24 protein-coding genes are annotated in these 21398 nt (G+C 62.1%); 13 read left to right on the top strand and 11 right to left on the bottom strand.

Annotated features, from left to right (window positions below):
• Positions 1–5: 5 nt before the first annotated feature.
• Both BLL36_RS06485 and BLL36_RS06490 read right to left on the bottom strand, forming a co-directional pair.
• Positions 6–449, bottom strand: a complete 444-nt coding sequence (locus BLL36_RS06485; protein WP_076950646.1) for a hypothetical protein — start codon at positions 447–449, stop codon at positions 6–8.
• A 210-nt stretch (positions 450–659) separates the two neighbouring features.
• The gene (locus tag BLL36_RS06490; protein WP_076950647.1) at positions 660–1682 is read right to left on the bottom strand and encodes a zinc-dependent alcohol dehydrogenase family protein; all 1023 of its coding nucleotides are present in this window, start codon (positions 1680–1682) and stop codon (positions 660–662) included.
• A gap of 154 nt (positions 1683–1836) precedes the next feature.
• On the opposite strand from BLL36_RS06490, the gene BLL36_RS06495 reads away from it, so the two are divergent.
• The gene (locus BLL36_RS06495) at positions 1837–2763 is read left to right on the top strand and encodes a LysR family transcriptional regulator (protein ID WP_076950648.1); all 927 of its coding nucleotides are present in this window, start codon (positions 1837–1839) and stop codon (positions 2761–2763) included.
• Here the strand turns inward: BLL36_RS06495 and BLL36_RS06500 are convergent.
• Positions 2718–3149, bottom strand: a complete 432-nt coding sequence (locus BLL36_RS06500; protein ID WP_076950649.1) for a winged helix-turn-helix transcriptional regulator — start codon at positions 3147–3149, stop codon at positions 2718–2720. The genes BLL36_RS06495 and BLL36_RS06500 overlap by 46 nt on opposite strands.
• A gap of 91 nt (positions 3150–3240) precedes the next feature.
• Between BLL36_RS06500 and BLL36_RS06505 the strand changes: the two genes are divergently transcribed.
• Positions 3241–4155: an aromatic alcohol reductase gene (locus tag BLL36_RS06505; protein ID WP_076950650.1), complete on the top strand. Its 915-nt coding sequence runs from the start codon at positions 3241–3243 to the stop codon at positions 4153–4155.
• Here BLL36_RS06505 and BLL36_RS06510 read toward each other — a convergent pair.
• Together BLL36_RS06510 and BLL36_RS06515 are read right to left on the bottom strand one after the other, a co-directional pair.
• Complete coding sequence (locus BLL36_RS06510; protein ID WP_076950651.1) at positions 4130–4651, bottom strand: putative natural product biosynthesis protein; 522 nt, start codon at positions 4649–4651, stop codon at positions 4130–4132. The two genes, BLL36_RS06505 and BLL36_RS06510, sit on opposite strands and share 26 nt — an antisense overlap.
• A 62-nt stretch (positions 4652–4713) precedes the next feature.
• Entirely contained in the window at positions 4714–5097 is a 384-nt protein-coding gene (locus BLL36_RS06515; protein ID WP_076950652.1) for a DUF2946 domain-containing protein, read from the bottom strand.
• 181 nt (positions 5098–5278) lie between these two features.
• Here BLL36_RS06515 and BLL36_RS06520 point away from each other — a divergent pair, with 181 nt between their 5' ends.
• Positions 5279–5887, top strand: coding sequence for an SCO family protein (locus BLL36_RS06520; protein WP_076950653.1), 609 nt, complete (start codon positions 5279–5281; stop codon positions 5885–5887).
• Complete coding sequence (locus BLL36_RS06525; protein WP_076950654.1) at positions 5887–6354, top strand: copper chaperone PCu(A)C; 468 nt, start codon at positions 5887–5889, stop codon at positions 6352–6354. The genes BLL36_RS06520 and BLL36_RS06525 overlap by 1 nt, the downstream gene beginning before the upstream one ends.
• A 22-nt stretch (positions 6355–6376) precedes the next feature.
• Here BLL36_RS06525 and BLL36_RS06530 read toward each other — a convergent pair whose 3' ends face one another.
• A complete protein-coding gene (locus BLL36_RS06530; protein ID WP_076950655.1) occupies positions 6377–6706 on the bottom strand; it encodes a DHCW motif cupin fold protein in 330 nt (109 codons plus the stop codon).
• Positions 6707–6833: 127 nt separating this feature from the next.
• Between BLL36_RS06530 and BLL36_RS06535 the strand changes: the two genes are divergently transcribed.
• A complete protein-coding gene (locus tag BLL36_RS06535; RefSeq protein WP_076950656.1) occupies positions 6834–7322 on the top strand; it encodes an HIT family protein in 489 nt (162 codons plus the stop codon).
• A 601-nt stretch (positions 7323–7923) separates the two neighbouring features.
• On the opposite strand, the gene BLL36_RS06540 is transcribed toward BLL36_RS06535, so the two are convergent.
• Positions 7924–9834, bottom strand: a complete 1911-nt coding sequence (locus BLL36_RS06540; RefSeq protein ID WP_076950657.1) for a sigma 54-interacting transcriptional regulator — start codon at positions 9832–9834, stop codon at positions 7924–7926.
• A 195-nt stretch (positions 9835–10029) separates the two neighbouring features.
• On the opposite strand from BLL36_RS06540, the gene BLL36_RS06545 reads away from it, so the two are divergent.
• From BLL36_RS06545 to BLL36_RS06555, 3 genes are all read left to right on the top strand, one after another.
• Positions 10030–10896: an NAD(P)-dependent oxidoreductase gene (locus BLL36_RS06545; protein ID WP_076950658.1), complete on the top strand. Its 867-nt coding sequence runs from the start codon at positions 10030–10032 to the stop codon at positions 10894–10896.
• A gap of 9 nt (positions 10897–10905) precedes the next feature.
• Entirely contained in the window at positions 10906–11610 is a 705-nt protein-coding gene (locus BLL36_RS06550) for an RraA family protein (RefSeq protein WP_076950659.1), read from the top strand.
• 78 nt (positions 11611–11688) lie between these two features.
• Positions 11689–13050, top strand: coding sequence for a CitMHS family transporter (locus BLL36_RS06555; RefSeq protein ID WP_076950660.1), 1362 nt, complete (start codon positions 11689–11691; stop codon positions 13048–13050).
• Between the two features lie 103 nt (positions 13051–13153).
• Here the strand turns inward: BLL36_RS06555 and BLL36_RS06560 are convergent, their stop codons facing one another.
• Genes BLL36_RS06560 through BLL36_RS06565 form a run of 3 tightly spaced genes read right to left on the bottom strand, consistent with a single transcriptional unit; the run spans position 13154 to position 14750 of the window.
• Positions 13154–13624 (bottom strand): GNAT family N-acetyltransferase, encoded by a 471-nt coding sequence (locus BLL36_RS06560; protein ID WP_076950661.1) that lies wholly within the window; start codon positions 13622–13624, stop codon positions 13154–13156.
• Complete coding sequence (locus tag BLL36_RS30340; RefSeq protein ID WP_130925942.1) at positions 13551–14255, bottom strand: hypothetical protein; 705 nt, start codon at positions 14253–14255, stop codon at positions 13551–13553. The genes BLL36_RS06560 and BLL36_RS30340 overlap by 74 nt, the downstream gene beginning before the upstream one ends.
• A 6-nt stretch (positions 14256–14261) precedes the next feature.
• Positions 14262–14750, bottom strand: coding sequence for a hypothetical protein (locus BLL36_RS06565; protein WP_076950662.1), 489 nt, complete (start codon positions 14748–14750; stop codon positions 14262–14264).
• A 212-nt stretch (positions 14751–14962) separates the two neighbouring features.
• On the opposite strand from BLL36_RS06565, the gene BLL36_RS06570 reads away from it, so the two are divergent.
• Genes BLL36_RS06570 through argE form a run of 4 tightly spaced genes read left to right on the top strand, consistent with a single transcriptional unit; the run spans position 14963 to position 18519 of the window.
• Entirely contained in the window at positions 14963–16252 is a 1290-nt protein-coding gene (locus BLL36_RS06570) for a flavin-containing monooxygenase (RefSeq protein WP_076950663.1), read from the top strand.
• A 26-nt stretch (positions 16253–16278) separates the two neighbouring features.
• Complete coding sequence (locus BLL36_RS06575) at positions 16279–16689, top strand: RidA family protein (RefSeq protein ID WP_076950664.1); 411 nt, start codon at positions 16279–16281, stop codon at positions 16687–16689.
• A 10-nt stretch (positions 16690–16699) separates the two neighbouring features.
• Positions 16700–17377, top strand: coding sequence for a DUF1028 domain-containing protein (locus BLL36_RS06580; protein WP_076950665.1), 678 nt, complete (start codon positions 16700–16702; stop codon positions 17375–17377).
• A complete protein-coding gene (argE, locus tag BLL36_RS06585; protein ID WP_076950666.1) occupies positions 17374–18519 on the top strand; it encodes an acetylornithine deacetylase in 1146 nt (381 codons plus the stop codon). Before BLL36_RS06580 ends, argE begins: the two co-directional genes overlap by 4 nt.
• Before the next feature lie 142 nt (positions 18520–18661).
• Here argE and BLL36_RS06590 read toward each other — a convergent pair whose 3' ends face one another.
• Complete coding sequence (locus tag BLL36_RS06590; protein WP_076950667.1) at positions 18662–19573, bottom strand: LysR substrate-binding domain-containing protein; 912 nt, start codon at positions 19571–19573, stop codon at positions 18662–18664.
• A 249-nt stretch (positions 19574–19822) separates the two neighbouring features.
• On the opposite strand from BLL36_RS06590, the gene BLL36_RS06595 reads away from it, so the two are divergent.
• Positions 19823–21238, top strand: a complete 1416-nt coding sequence (locus BLL36_RS06595) for a purine-cytosine permease family protein (RefSeq protein WP_076950668.1) — start codon at positions 19823–19825, stop codon at positions 21236–21238.
• Positions 21239–21398 lie beyond the last annotated feature (160 nt).

Raw genomic sequence — 21398 nt, forward strand, 5'->3', positions numbered from 1 at the left:
AGGCCTTACCAACTGAGGTAAAACATGCTCTTGGCCAACAGCACAATCGCGACCATATGACCGAACAGGCTCAGGTGGATAAACCGCACGTAGCCCGCACTCACCCGACCACGGCGCATGCGCAGCATCGTCAGCACAAAGTGCAGCAGCACACTGGCGGCGAGGATCAGCTTGAGCATCAGTAATGTGCCGAACGACGAGCCAAAAGGCGCCGCCAGTACCGGCAAGTAACGCAACCAGACCATCCCCACCCCGGCACCGAACAACACCAGCAGCACCCACGGCATCAGCGCCCGGGCGCGCAGGCCAATACCTTGCTCCACCAGGAGGATCACGCGCGCGGGCAATTGCCGATGCAGGCGCCCCAGGATCAGCACTTCGAAAAACACCGTGCCGATAAAGATCAGCGCCGCGAACAAGTGGGCGAGCAGAAACAGCAGGTAGAGCATGGTGGCCTCGCAGGTCGCGTTGAGGCTTCAGTGTGGCGGCCTCAGCGCGATGGGGCCTTGATGCTGATCAAGCTAGACGCGGCAAACAGGCCTATCAACCAGCCCGCCTGGGACACGCTGATACCGAAACGCTCGACGATCATCGGCAAGATACCGACCAGACCGAACTCCAGCGTGTACAGGCCGAACAGCCCAAGAAAATGATGTAGATCACGGGTTGACCTCGATCACCACTTTACCGAAGGCGCCGCGCTGCAAATGGGCGAAGGCTTGCGGCGCTTCGGCAAAGCGGTAGACATGGTCGATCACCGGCTCAAGAGTGTGTCGCTCGACCATGCGAATCAGGTCTTCGAGGGCGCGACGGGGCCCCACTGCAACACCGACGATGGTGGCGCGCTTGGCTAGCAGGCTCATCAGCGGCGCGCTCAATTGGTCGTTCTCCAGCAGGCCGATCACCGAGACACGCCCACCGTTGGCCACCGCTTGCAGTGAACGCCCCAGGTTATCGCCACCGGCCATTTCCAACACGTGTTCGGCGCCGCGCCCGCCCGTCAGTTCCAGCACAGCCGTGTGCCAGTCCCGCACGCGGCCTCGGTGAATGCCATGGGTGGCGCCCAGTTCGATTGCGCGGTCGATTTTGTCATCGCTGCTGCTGGTGATGATCACGCGAGCGCCATGGGCCGCCGCCAACTGCACGGCAAACAGCGAGACACCACCGGTGCCTTGCACCACCACGGTCTGGCCGGCGTGCAGATGGCCGAGTTCGATCAGGGCCATCCAGGCGGTCAACGCGGCCACTGGCAAGGTACTCGCCTGGGCGGCATTCAAGGACTGCGGCGCGAGCACACACCAATCGGCCGGTGTAGCGACGTATTCGGCCAGCATGCCAGGGGTCGGGCCACCCTGTGGCGGCGCCTCGCTCCAGGACAACGGCATACCGTCGACCCAATCGGTGAAGAAGCTCGACAGCACCTTGTCGCCCACTCTGAACCGACGCACACCCTCGCCCACGGCCACCACCGTACCGGCCATGTCGGAGGCCGGCGTAAACGGGAATTGCAGGCTGGCGCCCATGCCGTTTTCTATCACTTCTGCGTCACGGTAATTGAGCGCAACCGCAGCGACGCGAACCAGCACTTCCCCGGCCTTGGCGACCGGGCGCGGCACGCGAGCCAGGCGCAAGGTGTCGAGGCCAAACATCGGTATTTCCCAGCGTTGCATCATATCGGTCATGTTCAGGTCTCTCGTGAAGGGCTTTGCGCAAGGATAAGAACCTTGTCCCACAGGATTAAGTAGGGGCCAGCTCCTGTGTCTGCGGAGCTTTCATTCCGCAATGCCGACAATTGCGCTAGGGTACCGAGCCTTCCAGTCGCCAATGGGTGCATCGATGGACAGCCTCACTACCCTGAATGCGTTTGTGCAGGTCGCACAAACCCACAGCTTCGTCGCCGCCGGGCGCGTGCTGGGCGTCACGGCGTCGGCGGTCGGCAAGAGCGTGGCGCGCCTTGAAGAACGCCTTGGCGTCAGGCTGTTCCACCGCAGTACACGCAGCGTGACACTGACCGCCGAGGGCGAACTGTTCCTGGAGCGCAGCCGACGCATCCTGCTGGAAATCGAGGAGGCCGAAGCGGAGTTGTCCCAGGTCAGCCAGGCGCCACGTGGCCGCCTCAAGGTCAGCCTGCCGCTGGTGGGGCATCCGTTTCTGCCGGTATTGGCGGACTTCAGGAAGGCCTACCCAGACGTCGAGCTGGACCTGAGCTTTACCGACCGCCGCGTGGACGTAGTCGAGGAAGGTTACGATGCGGTGTTGCGCAGCGGCGAAGCGCCGGACTCGCGCTTGAGTTCGCGGCTATTGGGGGAGTACCGGATGATTGCCGTGGCGGCCCCCGCTTACCTGACCAGTCGCGGCACGCCGCTCAAAGCGCGGGACCTGGCGGCACACAGCTGCATCCTGTTTCGCTTCCCCAACACCGGTAAGTTGCAGCGCTGGTCGCTGCGCCAGGATGGCGTCGAGCTGGACCTGCTGCTGCCTGCGGCGATGATCTGCAACAACCTCGAAGCCAGGGTGTGTTTTGCCGTGCAGGGTATTGGCATTGCGTACCTGCCGGATTTTGCTATTCGCGAATGGCTCGACAGTGGCCAACTCGTGCAAGTACTGGAAGACTGCGCCGAGCACGGCAGTTTTCGCATGATGTGGCCGTCAAGCCGCCATCCCTCGCCCAAGCTGCGGGTGTTTATCGACTTTCTCAAGGAGCGGCTGTTTCCCGATCAGCTCTCGGGCGGCACCCGCACCGACTGCCGACCCACGGGCTGATCAAAACGCTGCCGCGCCTGGCGAAAATCCTCGCCCTTCTCCACCACCCAGGTCCAGAGCGGGATCATGTGCACCAGCAGTTCCGTGCCCAGGGTCGACAGTTCGTATTCGACCCTGGGTGGGACTTCATGGAAGTCATGGCGCAGCACCAGGCCGTCGCGCTCCAATTGACGCAAGGTGCGGGTCAGCATGCGCTGGGTCACGCCGTGCATGCGCCGGCCAATCTCGGCATGGCGCTGACGGCCGCTCACCCCCAGCACGTGCACGATACCCAATGACCAACGGTTGCCCGCATGGGTCAGCACCTCGCGTTTGAGGCCGTCATCGTCGGCGCTCAGGGCGTCGCAGGCGGCTTGGGAGCGGCGAATGATTTCTGCGTTATCCATGGCGCTGACTCGGTATCACGGGTGTGCCTTCTTATGCAGGGCGATTAATTCTGCAAGCATGCCACGACTTTCACCACAGACGGAGCTTCCTATGACCCCCTCTTCCATCTTGGTACTGGGCGCCGGCGAACTGGGCATGGCCGTGTTGCAAGCACTGGCCGATCTCGCTGCACCGCGCGGCACGCGCATCGCCGTATTGCTGCGCCCCGCCAGCGTGCAATCGGCGGCGGCCAATAGCTTGCTTGATCGGGGTATCGAGTTGATACCCGGCGATTTGCAGAATGACAGCCAACGCACCCTCGCCGGCATTTTTGCCGCGTTCGATAACGTCGTTTGCTGCACCGGTTTTGCCGCTGGCGCCGGCACTCAGCGCAAACTGGCGCTCGCCGCGATCCAAGGCGGCGTGCGGCGTTATGTGCCCTGGCAATTCGGCGTGAACTACGATGTGATCGGCCGTGGCAGCCCGCAGGATCTGTTCGACGAACAGCTCGACGTACGTGACCTGCTGCGCGACCAGCAAGGCACGCAGTGGCTGATCATTTCCACCGGGATGTTCACCAGTTTTCTGTTCGAACCTTCGTTTGGCGTGGTTGACCTGGCGCAAAACACCGTGCGCGCCCTGGGCGACTGGGACACGGCGGTCACCGTCACAACGCCCGAGGATATCGGCCGGCTGACCGCACGCATCGTGCTGGCTGAACCGACGCTGAGCAACCAGGTGGTATTCACCGCGGGCGACACCCTGACCTATGGTCAACTGGCGAATACCGTCGACGCCACGCTTGGCCGCACGCTTCAGCGCGAGGTGTGGTCTGTACCGATGCTGGAGGCCGAGTTGGCGGACGATCCAGAGGACAACCTGAAGAAATACCGTACCGTGTTTGCCCAGGGCAACGGCGTGGCCTGGGACCCCGCCGTGACGTTCAATGCACATCAACACATCGCCGTGACAGACGTTGCGCAATGGATTCGGCAGAATCTCAAGGCACCGGCAACCATCCCCTGAAGCCACCCGGCGCCGTCAACGGGCACCAGGCAAAATCCCAGGGTGGGATTGGCAATGCCAGGTACTCAGCATCGATCAGCCGTGCGTCTTTCCAATCGAAAACCGTTGATGAGCGCCATGCCAGGACCACGCCCTCGGCCTGGCTGTCGTCCGTATTGACCCAGCACGCGGCCGCCGCCGCCATGAACGCCTCGATGAGTTCGTCGTCGATCTGCGAGCGATACACCGAGCCCAGCAGCCAACGGCAGACGTTCAGGTGGTAGGTCCAGTCCTGCGGCGGACGGTTGTGGTAGGCCCAGGTCATGAAGCTGCGAAACAGGTTCAAGCCCTCGGGCGGGTCCAGCTTGAGCAGCGCCGGGCAGATGTCGAACAGGCTGTGCCAATACGGCAGCAGGCGTGCATCCAAGTGCACGAAGCTACGGCAATTGCTGGGGTATTCAGGGCACGGCGGTTCCGCGTGCAGGCGGTTGGCGCCTGCGGGCAACAGGTGGTTCATGGGATGCACTCACAGTCATGACGATGGCACGCCTCCCGGTCAAGGGAGGCCCAAGGCATACGTCAGGCTGCGGGGGAAGCGCGGGGGTTGGCCGAGGGCCAGGCGTAGCGCGGCGGCGCCTTGTTGCGTTGTTCATGGGCCGGGCGCGGGGATTGGCCCAAGCCCAACAGCCAGGCCAGGCCGACAAGGAACACCAGGGCGACGGTCAAGGCGGCGCACACCGGGCAGGCAAAGTAGTTCGAGATGTTGCTGGAAGCCGCGTCGTTCAACCCTTTGTCGGAAAGTGGCGCCTGTTCGCCGCTCACCGAACAGAACGCCCCGCCAATGCCGTTGAGCACCTGGCCCGTCATCTGCCCATGCCCCAAACCGCAGACGAACAGGTTCATCAGCACGCAGAAGTACAGGGCCCAGGCGATCAGCGAACGGTCGGGGTGGCTCGATTTCATGGCGGCGACTCTACCACCGCCGCCGCAAAAGCATGAAGCGCGCCGCGCCCCCTGTGGCAGAACGTCGCAGATTCCGCGCCGCAGCCAGGGTTGGTAGACTGGCGCCCTGCTCCTTTACTCCTTTTCAAAGCCTGATGTGTAGATCCAGAGCAATGCAGGCGTTTCACAGGACGCACCGCTGATGAGTACGTTATTCACCCGCCGCAAAGTGCTGACCGGTATGGGCCTGCTGGGCCTTGGCGGCCTGCTGGGCGGCTGTGACTACAGCCCCAAGCTGGATTTCAAGTACGGCAAGGACCTGAGCGACAAGATCATGGGTCGCACCTTCAAGCTCAAGAACACCGACGGCGAAACCGTCACCCTGAGCTCGTACCGTGGCCTGATGCCGGTGGTGTTTTTCGGTTTCACCCAGTGCCCGGCCGTGTGCCCGACCACCCTGGCACGCGCCGCACAGGCCAAGAAACTGATGGGCCGCGACGGCGAAATCATGCAAGTGGTGTTTATCACCCTGGACCCGGAACGCGACACCCCCGAGATGCTCGACAAGTACGTCAAGGCCTTCGACCCCAGCTTCGAAGCGCTGTACGGCACCCCGGAAGAAATCGCCGTGGCCGCCAAGGAATTCGGGATCTTTTATGAAAAGATTCCTGCCGGCGACACCTATACCCTGTCCCACACCGCCACCAGCTTCGTGTTCGACACCCGTGGCAACCTGCGCCTGGGCCTGCAGGCGTCCCTTACCGCTAAAGAGTGCGCAGAAGACCTGCTCACCGTCATGGAGGTCTGCTAATGACTGCCGTTCAACACCTCAAACGCACCCTGATCGGCCTGACTCTGCTGGGCCTCGCCGCGCACGCCAACGCCGAGGTCCGAGTGACCGACGCTTGGGTACGTGCCACTGTGCCGGGCCAGCCGTCCAGCGGCGCGTTCATGACCGTCACCGCCGACAGCGACAGCCAACTGCTGAGCGTGGCCTCGTCCGTGGCCAAGGACGTGCAGATCCATGAAATGAGCATGAAGGACGACGTGATGCGCATGGGCCCGGTGGATGCGGTGGCGCTGCCGGCCGGCAAGGCCGTCACCCTCGACCCCAACGGCTACCACGTGATGCTGATGGGCCTGACCGGTCAGATCAAGGAAGGCGACCAGGTGCCGCTGACCCTGACCGTGCAAGACGCCAAGGGGCAGAAGCAGACGATCGAACTGAAAGCGCCAGCCCGTGGGCTGGATGGGATGGATCACAGCAAGATGCATTGATCGGGGGGTATGTGTTTTTTGCTCAATCCACGATAAACAACCTCGCCCCGACACGCGTCGATGAGCGATGGCCCTCCATCTCATTGCCCACCTGGTAACTCATTCCCGCCGTCAGCGTGAACTGGCGGCCGTCCTCCAGTTCCGTGTGCAACTCGCCTTCAAGGCACAGCAGGACGTGCCCTCTCCAGCACCAGTGATCCGCCAGGTAACCGGGCGTGTACTCGACCATGCGCACGCGGGTGGTGCCGAAATGGCAGGTGCGCCACACCGCATGGCCGGTAGCGCCTGGGTGGGTTGTGGGCTCGACCGTTGACCAGTCGGTAGTGCCAAAGGGGACAGCGGTCAGGTCCATGATGGGCTCGGTGGTGGTGGTTAATGTGGCTTGAGGCTATCGGGCTGGAACGACGGGTGATAGACACAGATCGAATGCTTTTGCGGGATACAGGTATTCTGCGGGCACTGCTCCTGGGGATGCTCTTATGCAGATCGACCCTGCTTACATCGTTTACGAAACCGAACACTGGTTGCTCAATCATCACCTGGCTTCGGCACTGCCGGGCTACCTGATGTTGGGCGCCAAGGCGCCCATTCATTCCCTGGCCGCTATGCCGGAAGCGGCGCTGGCCGAGTTGGGTGGGTTGCTCGCAAAGACGCAACGGGTGATGGAGGCGCAACTCCAACCCAAATGGCTGTATATCAGCCGGTATGGGCACATGCCGGGATTCGCGCTGCATTTTCATTTCATCCCGGTGTATGAGTGGGTGGAAGAAGCATTTTGGCAGGATGAGCGATATCGACTGCTGCAAGGGTTTGGCGCGCAGCCTATGGCAAAGACGCTGACCGACGGGGCCGAGTTGACGTTGTTCGTATGGCGGGAGTTTGGGGAAAGCGCCACACCGCCGAAGGTTCAGGGGGAATCAGTCGACCAAGTGACCACACGGCTGCGCGCAGCTTTCCGGTCGGGGTGATGGCACCTGTGGGAGCTGTCGAGCTTTAGCGAGGCTGCGAAAGCGGTGGGTCGGGCGATGGACATGCCAGCAGTGCCGGCCCCTTCGCAGCCTCGCTGGGGCTCGACAGCTCCCACAGGGTTCGGCGCTGTGGCCGACATTTCAGCAGCCATGGAGATCGAGTGTGAGAGCTGTCGAGCTTTAGCGAGGCTGCGAAGGCGGTGGGTCAGGCGATGAAAGTGCCAGCAGTGCCGGCCCCTTCGCAGCCTCGCTGGGGCTCGACAGCTCCCACAGGGATCGGCGCTGTGGCCACCCTTTCAGCAACTACGAAGATCAAATGTGGGAGCTGTCGAGCTTTAGCGAGGCTGCGAAAGCGGTGGGTCAGGCGATGAAAATGCCCGCAATGCCGGCCCCTTCGCAGCCTCGCTGGGGCTCGACAGCTCCCACAGGGATCGGGCTGTGCGCCAATATTTCCAGCAGCCATGGAGATCAAATGTGGGAGCTGTCGAGCTTTAGCGAGGCTGCGAAGGCGGTGGGTCAGGCGATGAACTGCCAGCAATGCCGCCCCCTTCGCAGCCTCGCCGGGGCTCGACAGCTCCTACAGAAAATCCCCTCGCCCCCATCAGTACCGTGCACTGTCAAAACACCCTGGGTCTTCATCCAGGTATTTCTTCATGCGCCGCCATAAAGTGGTGGTGCTGATGTGCAGACGCCTGGCCGCTTCTTCGCGGTTGCCGCGTACGCTGGCGAGCGCTTCATGCAAAAGCGCCAATTCACTTTTGATAGGGGCGTGCGGTTCATTCGTCACGCCCTCGCAGAGATCTTCCAGCACATCCTCCAGCCACGGCTGCGCAAACGGCTGGCCCTGGCTCATCACCGCCAGGCGTTCGACGATATTGCCCAATTGCCGGATGTTGCCCGGCCATGGGTAAGCACTCAGGCGCGCCAGCAGTTCTTCGGATGGCTCGGCGGCGTCGATCGGCAGGCTGCGCAGCAGGTGGCGCACCAGTTCGGGGATGTCGGCGCGGCGTTCACGCAGCGCAGGCAGGTGCAGCTTGAGCACGCAGATGCGGTAGAAGAAGTCTTCGCGAAACCGCCCCTGGGCCACCAACTGCGGCAGGCTTTTGTTGCTGGCGGTGATGATGCGGATGTCGACGGGCGTGACCTTGTCATCACCGATACGCACCACCTTGCGCTCCTGCAGCGTACGCAGCAGCTTGACCTGGATATCGGTGGAGGTCTCGTTGATTTCATCGAGGAAGATAGTGCCAGTGTGCGCCAGTTCGAACACGCCCGCCTTGCCTTCGTTGAGTGCACCGGTGAACGCGCCCTTCACGTAGCCGAACAGCTCACTCTCGAGCACGCCCGGCGCAAACGCCGCGCAGTTGATCGCCACGAACGGGCCTTGCCTGCGGCGCGAAGCGTTATGGATGCTCTGGGCGAACAACTCTTTGCCGGTGCCGGTGTCACCTTCGATCATCACCGTGCTGTCCACCGCCGCGTAGGTCTGGGCCAGGCGCTTGGCTTTTGCCAGTGCCGGGCTGGTGCCGATGATGTCATCGAAGGTTTTTTCGGCCAGATGCTGGCGCGCCAGCACGCGCCGCATCTTGCGTTCGATAGCGGTGATTTCAGTCTGACTTTGCAGGGTGGCCACGGCGCCGATCACCTGGAGGCCCAGCGTGATCGGCGCAATGCTCAAGGTCAGCGACAGGCGCCCCAAGGTAATCAGCGCCCCACGCACCGGGCGCCCATGATTGAGCACTTGGCTGAAGTAGTCCTGGGCCAGCAGGCCGTCGATGCTGTCGCCGACGCCCAGGCTGCCCAGGTAGCCGGTGGCCACACTGTTCATATTGGTGACGGTACGTTGGCTGTCGACACTGAAAATGCCCTCGGACACGCAGTTAAGGATCGACTGGATCATTTCATAGCGGCTCTGCAGCTCCAGGCTTTTGAGCCGCCGTTCTTCCTCGATCTGCAAGAGGTGAAGCGCTTCATCGATGGCCTCATCGGCCGCATCCGCGTCGGCCTCGGACATGATGTAATGCATGCCCCGTGCGAGCACCGCCTGGCGCAACGAAAGACCGCCAATCGCCACCTCGATGCCCTCGGCCAGCAAACGGTCGAGCTGCGCTTCGGTGGCCTGGTTGCTGCCCAGCGGATCGATCAGGCAGATCGATACCCAAGGCATGAATGGCCGGGCTTTCTCCAGGATCGTCGCGTAGCCTTCGGACGTCGCGAGAAAGGCGATCTTCCACGAGACCTGCTGCGCCCGATGATAGGCATTGATGCAGTCGAAGAACGTGTGCTTGACCTCGACGATCGGCACGCGCAGTTGCTCACGCAAAACGCTGGCGGTGCGGCCACGGCTGATGATCACGCTGACGCCGTCCTCGATCAACTGGCGAGCCTTGAGCGCAGCGTCTTGTTGGGCCGCTTCGACCACCACCAGCGACAACCCGCGCTGTTCAAGGATGCCGCGCATCACGGCAGTCAGGGTACTTGAAGGGGAAATGACGGCGATGGTGCCTTGCATGGCAGGTCTCGGATAACGCGAACGGGGATTGCAGACTATTTCACATCGTTATTATTTGAAAGATCCTGAAATCAACACGTGAACCATCAGTTTCGATAATCCGCTCTAACACTTTGTTTCTGAAAACAATTTAAGTCATGGCACAGCGCTTGCTCTTCCTTCATCAATAAAAAAGACAATGAAGGGAAACACTGCATGGATATCGTCTTCATCGGGTTTGGCGAGGCCGCCTACCACCTCTGCGCGGGCCTGCGCACCACCGGCGAGCTACGCATCGGCGCATTCGACGCCAACGTCAGCCCGCAACTGCAGCAACGCGCCGAACAACTGCACGTCACCCTCTTCGACTCACTGGAACACGCCTGCCATGGCGCGCGCTTCGTGGTATGCCTGACCAGCGCCAGCAGCGCGCTGGGCATCGCGCAGAAGGTCCTGCCGCTTCTAGTGGCCGGGCAAACCTATGTCGACATGAACTCGGCCGCGCCCACCGTCAAACAGGCCATCGACCAATTGCCTCGCCCCACCGGCGTGGACTTTTGCGACAGCGCCGTGATGGGCACCGTGCCCGGCAATAACCACCGCGTGCCGATGCTGCTGGCCGGCAGCGGTGCTGCGGCGTTCGCCGAAGCCTTCACGCCGCGGGGCATGCGCTTGACCGCGCTGGAAGCCGAAGCCGGTGCCGCCTCCGCGATCAAGATGCTCAAAAGCGTGGTCATGAAAGGCCTGCCGCAATTGCTGCTGGAAGCGTTCCAGGCCGGCGAGAAATTCGGCGTGCTGGACAAGCTGGTCGCGTCTCTGGGCGACTCGTTGAACGGCAAGACCGTGGAGCAACTGGCGGATACCTTCACCGCGCGCACGCTGATCCACGCCAAGCGCCGCAGCGCGGAAATGATTGATGCGATCGCCACCCTCGAAGCCGCCGGCGTCGACGCTTCCATGACCCGTGCCACCCAGGCCCAGCTGGATAGGTTGGCCGCTACCGACTGGGCCAGCCTGCTCGGCCCCGGCGGCAGCGACATGGATTTTCGCACCGCCATCACCCGCCTGACTGCCCACGACTGAGAGCCTGCCATGAACACTGAACAGTATTTTCCCCTGCCCGATCTGATCCCGGCCGATCTGCTGGAGCGCTTTCGCCAGCTCAGCCCGGCGCAACTGTGCGACGGCATGCAAAGCCTCGGCATCCCGCGCAACGGCTGCATGGACGCAGACCTCATGCCCCTGGATGAAAGCAAGGTAATGCTCGGCACTGCCTACACCGTCGACACCGAAGATGGCGACAACTTCCCCATCCACGTGGCCGTGTACCAGGGCCAACCGGGCTACGTGCTGGTGGTGGCCGGCAAGGCCTACCCCGGCCGCGCGTACATCGGCGACCTGATGGCCGGTGCCGCCCAGGCCGTGGGCCTGGCCGGCATGGTCATCGACGGCTGCGTGCGCGACAAGGTGCCGTTGGCGCAGTTGGATATCCCGATCTACGCCAAGGGTTTCATGCAGCGCAGCCCCGGCAAGCAAGGCCCCGGCAAGATCAACGCCACCGTGACCTGCGCGGGTGTCGACGTGGCGCCGGGCGACCTGGTCTTCGGCGATTACGACGGCGTCACCGTGGTGCCCCGCGCGCGCTTGCTGGAAGTGCTGGAGGCCTCCGAGAAAAAAAGCGCCTATGAAAACCAACGCCGCGAGGTGATCGACGCCTACACTCGCGCCCGAGACAGCGGCCAGCCCTTGCCGGCGCTGGCCCCGGCCTGGGTCACCCAACTGCTGGAAGGCCAGTAACGCCCGAGGCTGTACCCGGGGCGCGTCGCGCCCCAACCTGCTGCGCTCACTATAAAAATAAAATGTGGAGACGTTCAGATGCTGACCGTTCTGGGCTATGTGTTGATCACCTCGTTTCTGTGGCTGGTCATCAAGCAAAAACTCTCGCCGTTCACCGGCTTGATCGTGGTATCGCTGGCCGTGGGGGTGCTGGTGTGCCTGATCAGCGGCGTGCCGATGGGCACCATCATGACCTGGGTGCGCGAAGGGCTGTTCTACTCGCAGAATGAGGCCGGCAAGGTCTCCCTCGGTACGGTCAACCCCACGGTGATGATCCTGTTTGCCGTGTTGTATTTCAGCCTGATGATGAACGTGGGGCTGTTCGATCCGCTGTGCACCTTCCTGATTCGCAAGGCCAATGGCGACCCGCTGAAAATCATTCTGGTCACGGCCTTCACCTCCGCCGTGGTCACTCTGGACGGTGACGGCACCACCACCATCCTGATTATCACCACGGCGTTCCTGCCGCTGTACAAGCAGATGGGCATGAAGCTGTCGAACCTGGCGATGTTGATCATCCTGCCGTGCGGCCTGGGCAACTGCCTGCCGTGGGGCGGGCCGTTGGCGCGGGCGGCAGCGGTGCTGAACGTGGAGGTCAATACGCTGTTCGTGGCGATTTTGCCGATCCTCGGCGTGTCGTTTCTCTATGTGTTTCTCATGGCGTACCTGATGGGGATCAAGGAGCGCAAGCGCCTGGGTTTCGTGAAGGGGGAAAAAGGCATCGTGACGCCCGAGCAGATTGTGCAGATGGTCAATGTGATCAAGGACCACGACAAGGCACTCAAGCGTCCCAGGATATTCCTGTTCAACCTGGCCCTGACCCTGGGCATGCTGGTCATCCTCATCGCCGGCTGGGCCAGCGGCGCGGTGGTGTTCATGCTCGGCACCGCAATTGCGCTGACCGTCAACTACAGCGCCGTGGAACAACGCGAGCGCATCACCGCCAACGGCGGCGACGCCGTGGCCGTGGCCTCGATCATCCTCGCCGCCGGCTGCTTCCTGGGGATCTTCAACGGCAGCGGCATGGCCGGCGCCGTGGCCGAACACATGGCCAGCCTGATCCCGGACTCCATGGGCAGCCATACCGCGCTGATCTTCGCCTTCCTCGGCGCCCTGGCCTGCTACGCCTTGCCGGTGGATGCCTACTACTTCGGCATCCTGCCGGTGGTGGCCCCCATCGCCTACAAGTTCGGCATCAGCCCAACCGAGATCGGCGTGGCATCGTTCATGGGCCAGTCGCTGCGTTACGCCAGCCCGACGGTGGCCTGGTTGTTCCTGTTGATGAACCGCACGGAGATGACATTCGGGGAGTACCAGAAGGAATTCTTCAAATGGTCGATCCCGATGTTTTTCATCTTTTTGATTACGGCGATTGTGACGGGGGAGTTGCCGGTGGGCTAATGGCTGAATGATCCATGTGGGGGCTGGCTTGCCTGCGATTTCGGTGTGGCAGCGAAACCGCCATCGCAGGCAAGCCAGCTCCCACAGGCTGAACAGTGTCCAGTCAGTGATTCAGTCGTTTGGTCATCGGGACACACGCCAACGCCAACCCCGACGGCGAGTGATAAGTCGCCTCTTCATCCCCCACATACCCGCAGGCCCGGTAGAAACTCGCCGCATTCAACGTCGCATCGAGCACCACGGTTTCAACCTGCAGCCCGCGCGCAACGTGCTCAAGGTGATCGAGCATCGCCTTGCCATAGCCGCGCCCGGTGAATTCGGGGAGCACAAACAATGCGCCGACTTCGTTGTTGTCCAGGTCGAGCATTCCGGTCACCACCGGTTGGCCCTCCACACTCCCCACGTAAAACAACTTGTCCATCAGGGCGCTGTACCCGTCCTCGGCTTTACCCTGTGTCCATCTCATCATTTGCTCGCGCGTATAGGCGCCGATGCATTGGCTACGGATAGCCTGCAAACGAATGTCGAACGCCACCTGGGCATCCTCCGGGGTAGCCCGTTTTATCTCCAGCATTTGTGTCTCCTTCCATGACCATATCGTTGTTGCGCACTCCGGTGGTGCAATATGAGCGTCCCGGATGTAGGCCATGGATGTCAGAATCCCTTGAAGTCCGAGGTAGCTTGACGCCATTTTTCCTGATGCTGTCCAGGCGCTCGTAGATGTAACTGAAGTTGAACTGTTGCAAAGACGCGCGCCCATGCGCCAGAGAATTGCGATCACCATACAGGCCACGCAGCTCGGCTAAATAGTTCTTGAAATAGCTATCGCGCCCCAACATCCCTTGCCAAGCATCAATAATGCGTCCCAGGGAAACATGGCCATCGTCACGACTCAACCGTTGAAACCGTCGATAACGGGTGTTCGCGTTATGACTCACTGCACCGCGCCACGCACAGTCCCTGCGAATACCACCTTCACATGCCGCAAGCAACGCTAATGACGCAAATGCCTCATGCTCGTCTTCCTTGCGCCGAACGAAGTCTTTCCACTCCTTCTCCGTCATGAACATGATTTGGTCGAGTGTGTCTTTCGAGATGTGTTTGGATTTTGCGCCATCCGCTATCCGCTTCAGATGCCGCAGGCCATCCAGACTAAAGAAGTACCAGTTCCTGGCTTCATCGATAGTGGGAAATCGCTCCGTCATCGGCGTTCACTCCCCGACAATCGATTCGAACAGTCGTACCAAACCTACATCGTCAAAATCGAACCCCTTCCGTACACCAATACCTGGGTAAACCCGCCACAACCAGTCGCGCCTGCTAACATCGGCAGACACGCCCTCAGGTTGCTGGGCAATCAATTTGACCCTGTTGCCACGGCCGGTCTCTTCGACATCCACCCTGCCAAGACCGCCGATGATCACACTGGCTATCGGCGTGAACTGAACCACACCCGCGGGCATTTGAACACGCAACCCAGGGGCCGTGTATGAACCCAGCGTGTCTTCTGAAATAAGGTGGGACGTTGATACAAAGGCAGACGGGTCGAGGCCAGCGTCGATCAATGAATGGCGGATATGCAAAAAAAGCTGTTCAAGCTCATCAAGCCAGCGCTTCTTGCGCTCCTCCCAGCCGACATGCCGCTCCCGAGAGTGCTTTTTTGCCTGCTGCTCGCTGATAAATCGTTTCAAATCGGCCATGAGCGTTCTCCTTGGCTGAAGCCTACCCCAGTTGGCATTGTGCCGATAACCACCATTAAGTAACTGCATGCAATCGGCCTTAACCCACCTCCCTTGCATCCGATATTTATGCTCACTTCCCAGCTTAATAATATTTTATTTATAGCCCCCCTCCCCCTAGCCTTGAAGTCATGCCAACGCTGAATCCAACTGCATGATGCAAGGACAGAGACATGACTCAAGCAATAACAAAAACAGACACCCTGGTGGTGGGCGCCGGTCAAGCGGGCGTGGCCATGAGTGAGCATCTGAGCAAGCAAGGCGTGCCGCACCTGGTGCTGGAGCGCAGCCGCATCGCCGAGCGCTGGCGCACCGGGCGCTGGGATTCGCTGGTGGCCAACGGGCCGGCCTGGCATGACCGGTTTCCCGGCCTGGCATTCGACACCGTCGCCCCGGATGGCTTCGCGCCCAAAGAACAGGTGGCCGATTACTTTGTAGCCTATGCCCGCAAGTTCAACGCGCCGATCCGTACCGGCGTCGAGGTGCTGTCGGTTGTACGCAATATTGGCCGTCAAGGCTTCACCGTGCACACCAGCGAAGGCGTGATTGAGGCCAACCGCGTCGTGGCGGCGACCGGGCCGTTCCAGAAGCCGGTGATCCCGGCCATCGCGCCCACCGACACGGCGCTGCACCAGATCCATTCCGCCGACTATCGCAACCCTGCGCAACTGCCGGCCGGCGCCGTGCTGGTGGTGGGTGCGGGCTCGTCCGGTGTACAGATCGCCGATGAGTTGCAACGCTCCGGCCGCCAGGTGTACCTGTCGGTCGGTGCCCACGACCGCCCGCCACGCGCCTACCGCAACCGCGACTTCTGCTGGTGGCTCGGCGTGCTGGGCGAATGGGACCAGGCGGCGATGAAGCCTGGCCGTGAGCACGTGACCATCGCGGTCAGCGGCGCCCACGGCGGCAAGACCATCGACTTCCGCGAGTTGGCCCAGCAAGGCATGGTCCTGGTCGGCCTCACGCAAGCGTTCAACGGCAGCGTCGCCTCGTTCCAGCCGAACCTGGTGGAAAACCTGGCGCGCGGCGATGAAAACTACCTGGCCCTGCTGGATGCGGCGGATGCCTACATCGAGCGCAACGGCCTGGACTTGCCGCCGGAGCCCGAAGCGCGCCGTGTGTTCCCGGATGCGCAGTGCATCCAGCAGCCGATCCTGGAACTGGACCTGGCCACGGCCGGTGTCACCACCATCATCTGGGCCACCGGTTTTGCGGTGGACTACAGCTGGCTGAACGTCGCGGCCTTCGACACCGCCGGCAAGCCGCAGCACCAGCGCGGCGTGTCCAGCGAAGCGGGGATCTACTTTCTAGGCTTGCCATGGCAGTCACGTCGCGGCTCGTCGTTTATCTGGGGGGTCTGGCACGACGCCAAGTACGTGGCCGACCACATCGCCATCCAACGGCAATACCTGGAATACCGCGAACCCGCCCCGCTGGCTCACCCATCCCCTGTCAGCGCCTGATCCCTCTATTGCCGGAGTTTTTTTCGATGCCTACTCACACTCGCATCCGCATGTTCAACACCAAGGTAACCTACCCCAACCAGAGCCTGGACAACGACCTGTGCCAGGCCGTGCGCGCCGGCAACACCGTGTACGTACGCGGCCAGGTCGGCACCGATTTCGACGGTAACCTGGTCGGCCTTGGCGACCCGCGCGCCCAGGCCGAACAAGCCATGAAAAACGTCAAGCAACTGTTGGAAGAAGCCGGCAGCGACCTCAGCCATATCGTCAAGACCACCACTTACCTGATCGACCCGCGCTACCGCGAGCCGGTGTACCAGGAAGTCGGCAAATGGCTCAAGGGCGTGTTCCCGATTTCCACCGGGCTGGTGGTGTCGGCCCTGGGCCAGCCGCAGTGGCTGATGGAAATTGATGTGATCGCCGTTATTCCCGAGTAAGGAGTTGCACATGACCTTTTCAATTGTCGGCCGTTGCGCCGAAACCGGCCAATTGGGCATCGCCATCAGTTCCTCGAGCATTGCCGTGGGCGCCCGTTGCCCGTGGCTGCGGCCCGGTGTGGGTGCGGTGTCGACGCAGAACATCACGCTGCCGACGCTGGGCCCGGATGTGCTGGATTTGCTGGAACAGGGCCTCGCGCCCGCCGACGCTATCGACAAGGCCCTGACCCGCAACGGCTACAGCCAGTACCGGCAACTGACGGCGATCGATCACTTGGGCCGCAGCGTGCATTTCAGTGGCAGCGAAACCCTCGGCACCCACAACGCGGTGTCGGGCGAACAGTGCGTGGCGGCGGGCAATATGCTTGCCGACCGCGCGGTAGTCGAGGCGATGGTCGCGGCTTTTGAAAAAGGCGAAGGCCAATTGGCGGATCGCCTGCTGGCCGCGATGCACGCCGCCATCGCCGCCGGCGGCGAAGCCGGCCCGGTGCATTCCGCCGCGCTGGTGGTGGTGGGCGAGCTGACGTGGCCGATCATCAACCTGCGCGTGGACTGGGCCGATGACCAGCCTATCCGTGAACTGCAAAAACTCTGGGACGCCTACCGCCCGCAAGTGCAGGACTACGTCGACCGCGCGCTCGCCCCGGACCGCTCGCCCGGCTACGGCGTGGCCGGAGACGAGCGATGAGCAGCAGCCGCGAACTGCTGCGCATGCTGGTGGGGTTTGACACCACCAGCCGCGAATCCAACCTGCAATTGATCGAGTTTGTGCGCGATTATCTGGCGGAGTTCGGGGTGGCCAGCGAGTTGGTGTTCAACGCCGAACGCAGCAAGGCCAACCTGTTTGCCAGCGTGGGCCCGGTGCAGGTGCCGGGCATTGTGCTGTCGGGGCATACCGATGTGGTGCCGGTGGATGGGCAGCCGTGGACAGTGCCGCCGTTCGCACTGACCGAGCGCGACGGCAAGCTGTTCGGCCGCGGCACGGCGGACATGAAGGGCTATATCGCCTGCGTATTGGCGCTGGTGCCGGCGCTGGTTGAGGCCCCCTTGCGCATGCCGGTGCACATCGCCCTGTCTTACGACGAAGAGGTGGGCTGCCTGGGCGTACGCTCGTTGCTCAAGGTGCTGGAAGACCGCCCCGTGAAGCCGCTGCTGTGCATCATCGGCGAACCGACCGAACTCAAGCCGGTGCTCGGCCACAAGGGCAAGTTGGCGATGCGCTGTGATGTGCAGGGCGAGGCGTGCCATTCGGCGTATGCGCCGTATGGGGTGAATGCGATTGAACAGGCCGCAGAGTTGATTGGTGAGCTGGGACGGATCGGGCAGCGGTTGCGGCAGACTCAGGACGCACGCTTTGACCCGCCCTTCAGCACGGTGCAGACCGGCGTGATCAGCGGCGGCAAGGCACTGAATATCGTCCCCGCCGATTGCCGGTTTGATTTTGAGGTGCGCGCATTACCGGCCCAGGACCCCGGCGCGGTGGCGGACGAACTGAAGGCCTACGCCGAGCAGCACGTGCTGCCGCGCATGCGGGCGGTGAGTGCGCAGAGCGCGATTCGTTTTACCGAGTTGTCGGCGTATCCCGGGTTGGTTACGGATGAGCGCAGCCAGGCGGCGGAGTTGATCGCAGCGTTTTGCGGCTCGCGGGCATTCGGCACGGTGGCGTTTGGCACTGAAGGCGGGTTGTTCGATGCGGTGGGCATTCCCACGGTGGTGTGCGGGCCGGGCAGCATGGATCAGGGGCATAAGCCGGATGAGTTTGTGGAACTGGAGCAGTTGGCGGGGTGTGATGCGATGTTGCGGCGGATGCTGGATTGGGTTCGCGCCTGAACTGAACACTTAACCTGTGGGAGCCGGGCTTGCCCGCGATGGCGGTGGGTCAGTTGCCAAAGAGGTTGACTGATACGCCGCCATCGCAGGCAAGCCAGCTCCCACAGATGATCTTTATTGGCTGTGCGATTGCATTCCAGCCTCAGCCCAGCAGGCGGGCCAGCTCTTCGCGGCAATAATCCACAAACAATTGCACCGGCTTGGTCAGCGGCGCACGCCGCAGCCAGACCGCCGACAAGCCTGAACCGGTCACGGTCTCGGCCAACGGCACACACACCACTGTCTGCCCATCATAGGTGTACTCGCTGAACGGCTTGGTCACCAAAATCGAGAACCCGAACCCGCGCCCCACCATCCCTCGCACCATCTCGATCGACGGCGAGCTGAACACAATGTTCGGCGTCAACCCACGCTCTTCAAAGATGCTCACGAAGTAAGTCCGGCTGGGCAGCACATCCAGCAAAATCATCGGTTCCAGCACCAGGTCCGCCAAGGACACTTTGGCTTGCTGCGCAAAGCGGTGGTCCGCCGGCAGCAACGCGTAAGGCTGCTGCGGCGGCATCAACGGCGTGGTCTCGATGGTGCCGCCCAGGTCGTGCTCGAACAGCATCGCCACATCGATGCTGCCCGCCGTCAGCGCCTGCACCAGTTCCTGCTGCTCGCCATCGCGAATACGGATCTCCACACCCGGCCAGCGCGCCTTGAAGCCGGCGATCAAACGCGGCAGGTACAACGGCGCGACCGTCTCAAAGCAGCCGATATCGATCTGCCCCGCCACCACGTCATTGTCCGCCAGGGCATTTTGTTCGAATTCATGGGCGACCCGCAGCAGCTCCAGCGCCTTGCGATAGAACCGCGCGCCGCTGGGCGTCAGCGAGACACCCTGGGCGTGATGGCGGATAAACAGTTGCACGCCAAAGCTGTCCTCCAACTGCTTGATGGCCGTGGACACCGACGGCTGCGCGATATACAGCTTGCGCGAGGCCTCGGCGACGCTGCCGCACTCGGCCGTGGTGACGAAATATCTGAGTTGGCGCAGGTTGTAGGCAGCCATCAAGGTCTCCGTAAACGCGGGAATTCGCCCCATGCCGGTGCGAAAAACGCCGACTTCTTTTATCAATTCAGGCCCCTGCAACATACCGGAGCAAAAACTCGGACGAGCGATATTTTTTAAGGTCTGTAGCAACAAACTTACTAATTTACCTGCCCGCGTCCATTGCAGATGATCGCTGCAACAACAAAGCGTCGCCCACGCGCCGCACAGCGAAGTACGTCCACGTACTCACTTGCCTTGGAGCTCGTCATGGTTACCACTGCAACATCCTCCGCCCCGCTCATCGAAAAACACACCATCGGCTACGTGCCCCCGGAAGATCGTCATGGAAAGGTCAGAGACCTGTTCACCCTGTGGTTCGGCGGCAACATCGCGCCGTTGCCGATCGTCACTGGCGCGCTGGGTGTGCAACTGTTCCACCTCAACCTGATCTGGGGCATCGTCGCCATCCTCGTCGGCCACCTGGTCGGCGGCGTGCTGATGGCGCTGCACTCGGCCCAGGGCCCGCAGATGGGCATCCCGCAAATGATCCAGAGCCGCGCGCAGTTCGGCTCACTCGGTGCGTTGCTGGTGGTGGTGATCGCCGGCGTCATGTACATCGGCTTCTTCGCTTCCAACATAGTACTGGCGGGTAAATCCCTGCACGGCGTGGTCGATGCAGTCCCCGTGCCGGTGGGCATCGTGATCGGCGCGATCGGCTCCGGGATCATCGGCATCATCGGCTACCGCTTTATCCACGTGCTCAACCGCATCGGCACCTGGGTGCTGGGCGCGGGGATCGTGCTGGGGTTTGGCTACATCTTCACCCACGTACAGACCACCGACTTCCTGACGCGCGGCAGCTTCAACATCTCCGGGTGGCTGGCGACGGTTTCCCTGGCCGCGCTGTGGCAGATCGCATTCGCGCCCTACGTTTCCGACTACTCGCGTTACCTGCCCGCCGACGTACCCGTCGCGTCGACCTTTTGGACCACCTACCTCGGCTCGGCCCTGGGCTCGAGCCTATCGTTCATCTTCGGCGCCGTCGCCGTGCTCGCCACGCCGGTGGGCATGGATACCATGGAAGCGGTCAAGCTCGCCACCGGCGCGATCGGGCCGTTGATGCTGGTGCTGTTCCTGCTCAGCGTGATCAGCCACAACGCCCTCAACCTGTACGGCGCGGTGCTGTCGATCATCACCCTGGTGCAGACCTTTGCGTACCGCTGGATTCCCACGGCGAAAAGCCGCGCGGTCATCTCGATCATCGTGCTGGCGGCCTGCGCGGTGGCGGCGGTGTTCGCTTCCAAAGACTTCATTGGCCACTTTGTCGACATGGTACTGGTGCTGCTCGTGGTGCTGGTGCCGTGGACGGCGATCAACCTGATCGACTTCTATGTGATCCATAAGGGCCAGTACGACATCGCCTCGATATTCCGCGTGGATGGTGGGATCTACGGCCGCTACAACCCGCAGGCCTTGTTGGCGTACGCGATGGGGATCGCGGTGCAGATTCCGTTCATGAACACGCCGCTGTATGTGGGGCCGATTTCGGAGCACATCAACGGCGCGGACCTGTCGTGGGTGGTGGGGTTGGTGGTGACGTCGCCGTTGTATTTCTGGTTGGCGAGTCGGGACAGTGCGTATAAGCGTCGGATGGAGGGAGGGAAGTTGGTGGGTGGGGTTTGATACATCCTCTCGGTTGCGCCTGTGCGAAGGTCACTTTATAGTTCGCCGCGTCGCTGGCATTGGCCGGCGATGGGGTTTCGCAGCCCTCAAGACTATTACCAGTACCGTCAAACATGACGCAGCAGATTCCCAGCTGCCTCTCGTTTTATGGCGGTTGTGC

Source organism: Pseudomonas cedrina subsp. cedrina (assembly GCF_001983175.1).
In the GTDB taxonomy this organism is placed as follows: domain Bacteria; phylum Pseudomonadota; class Gammaproteobacteria; order Pseudomonadales; family Pseudomonadaceae; genus Aquipseudomonas; species Aquipseudomonas cedrina.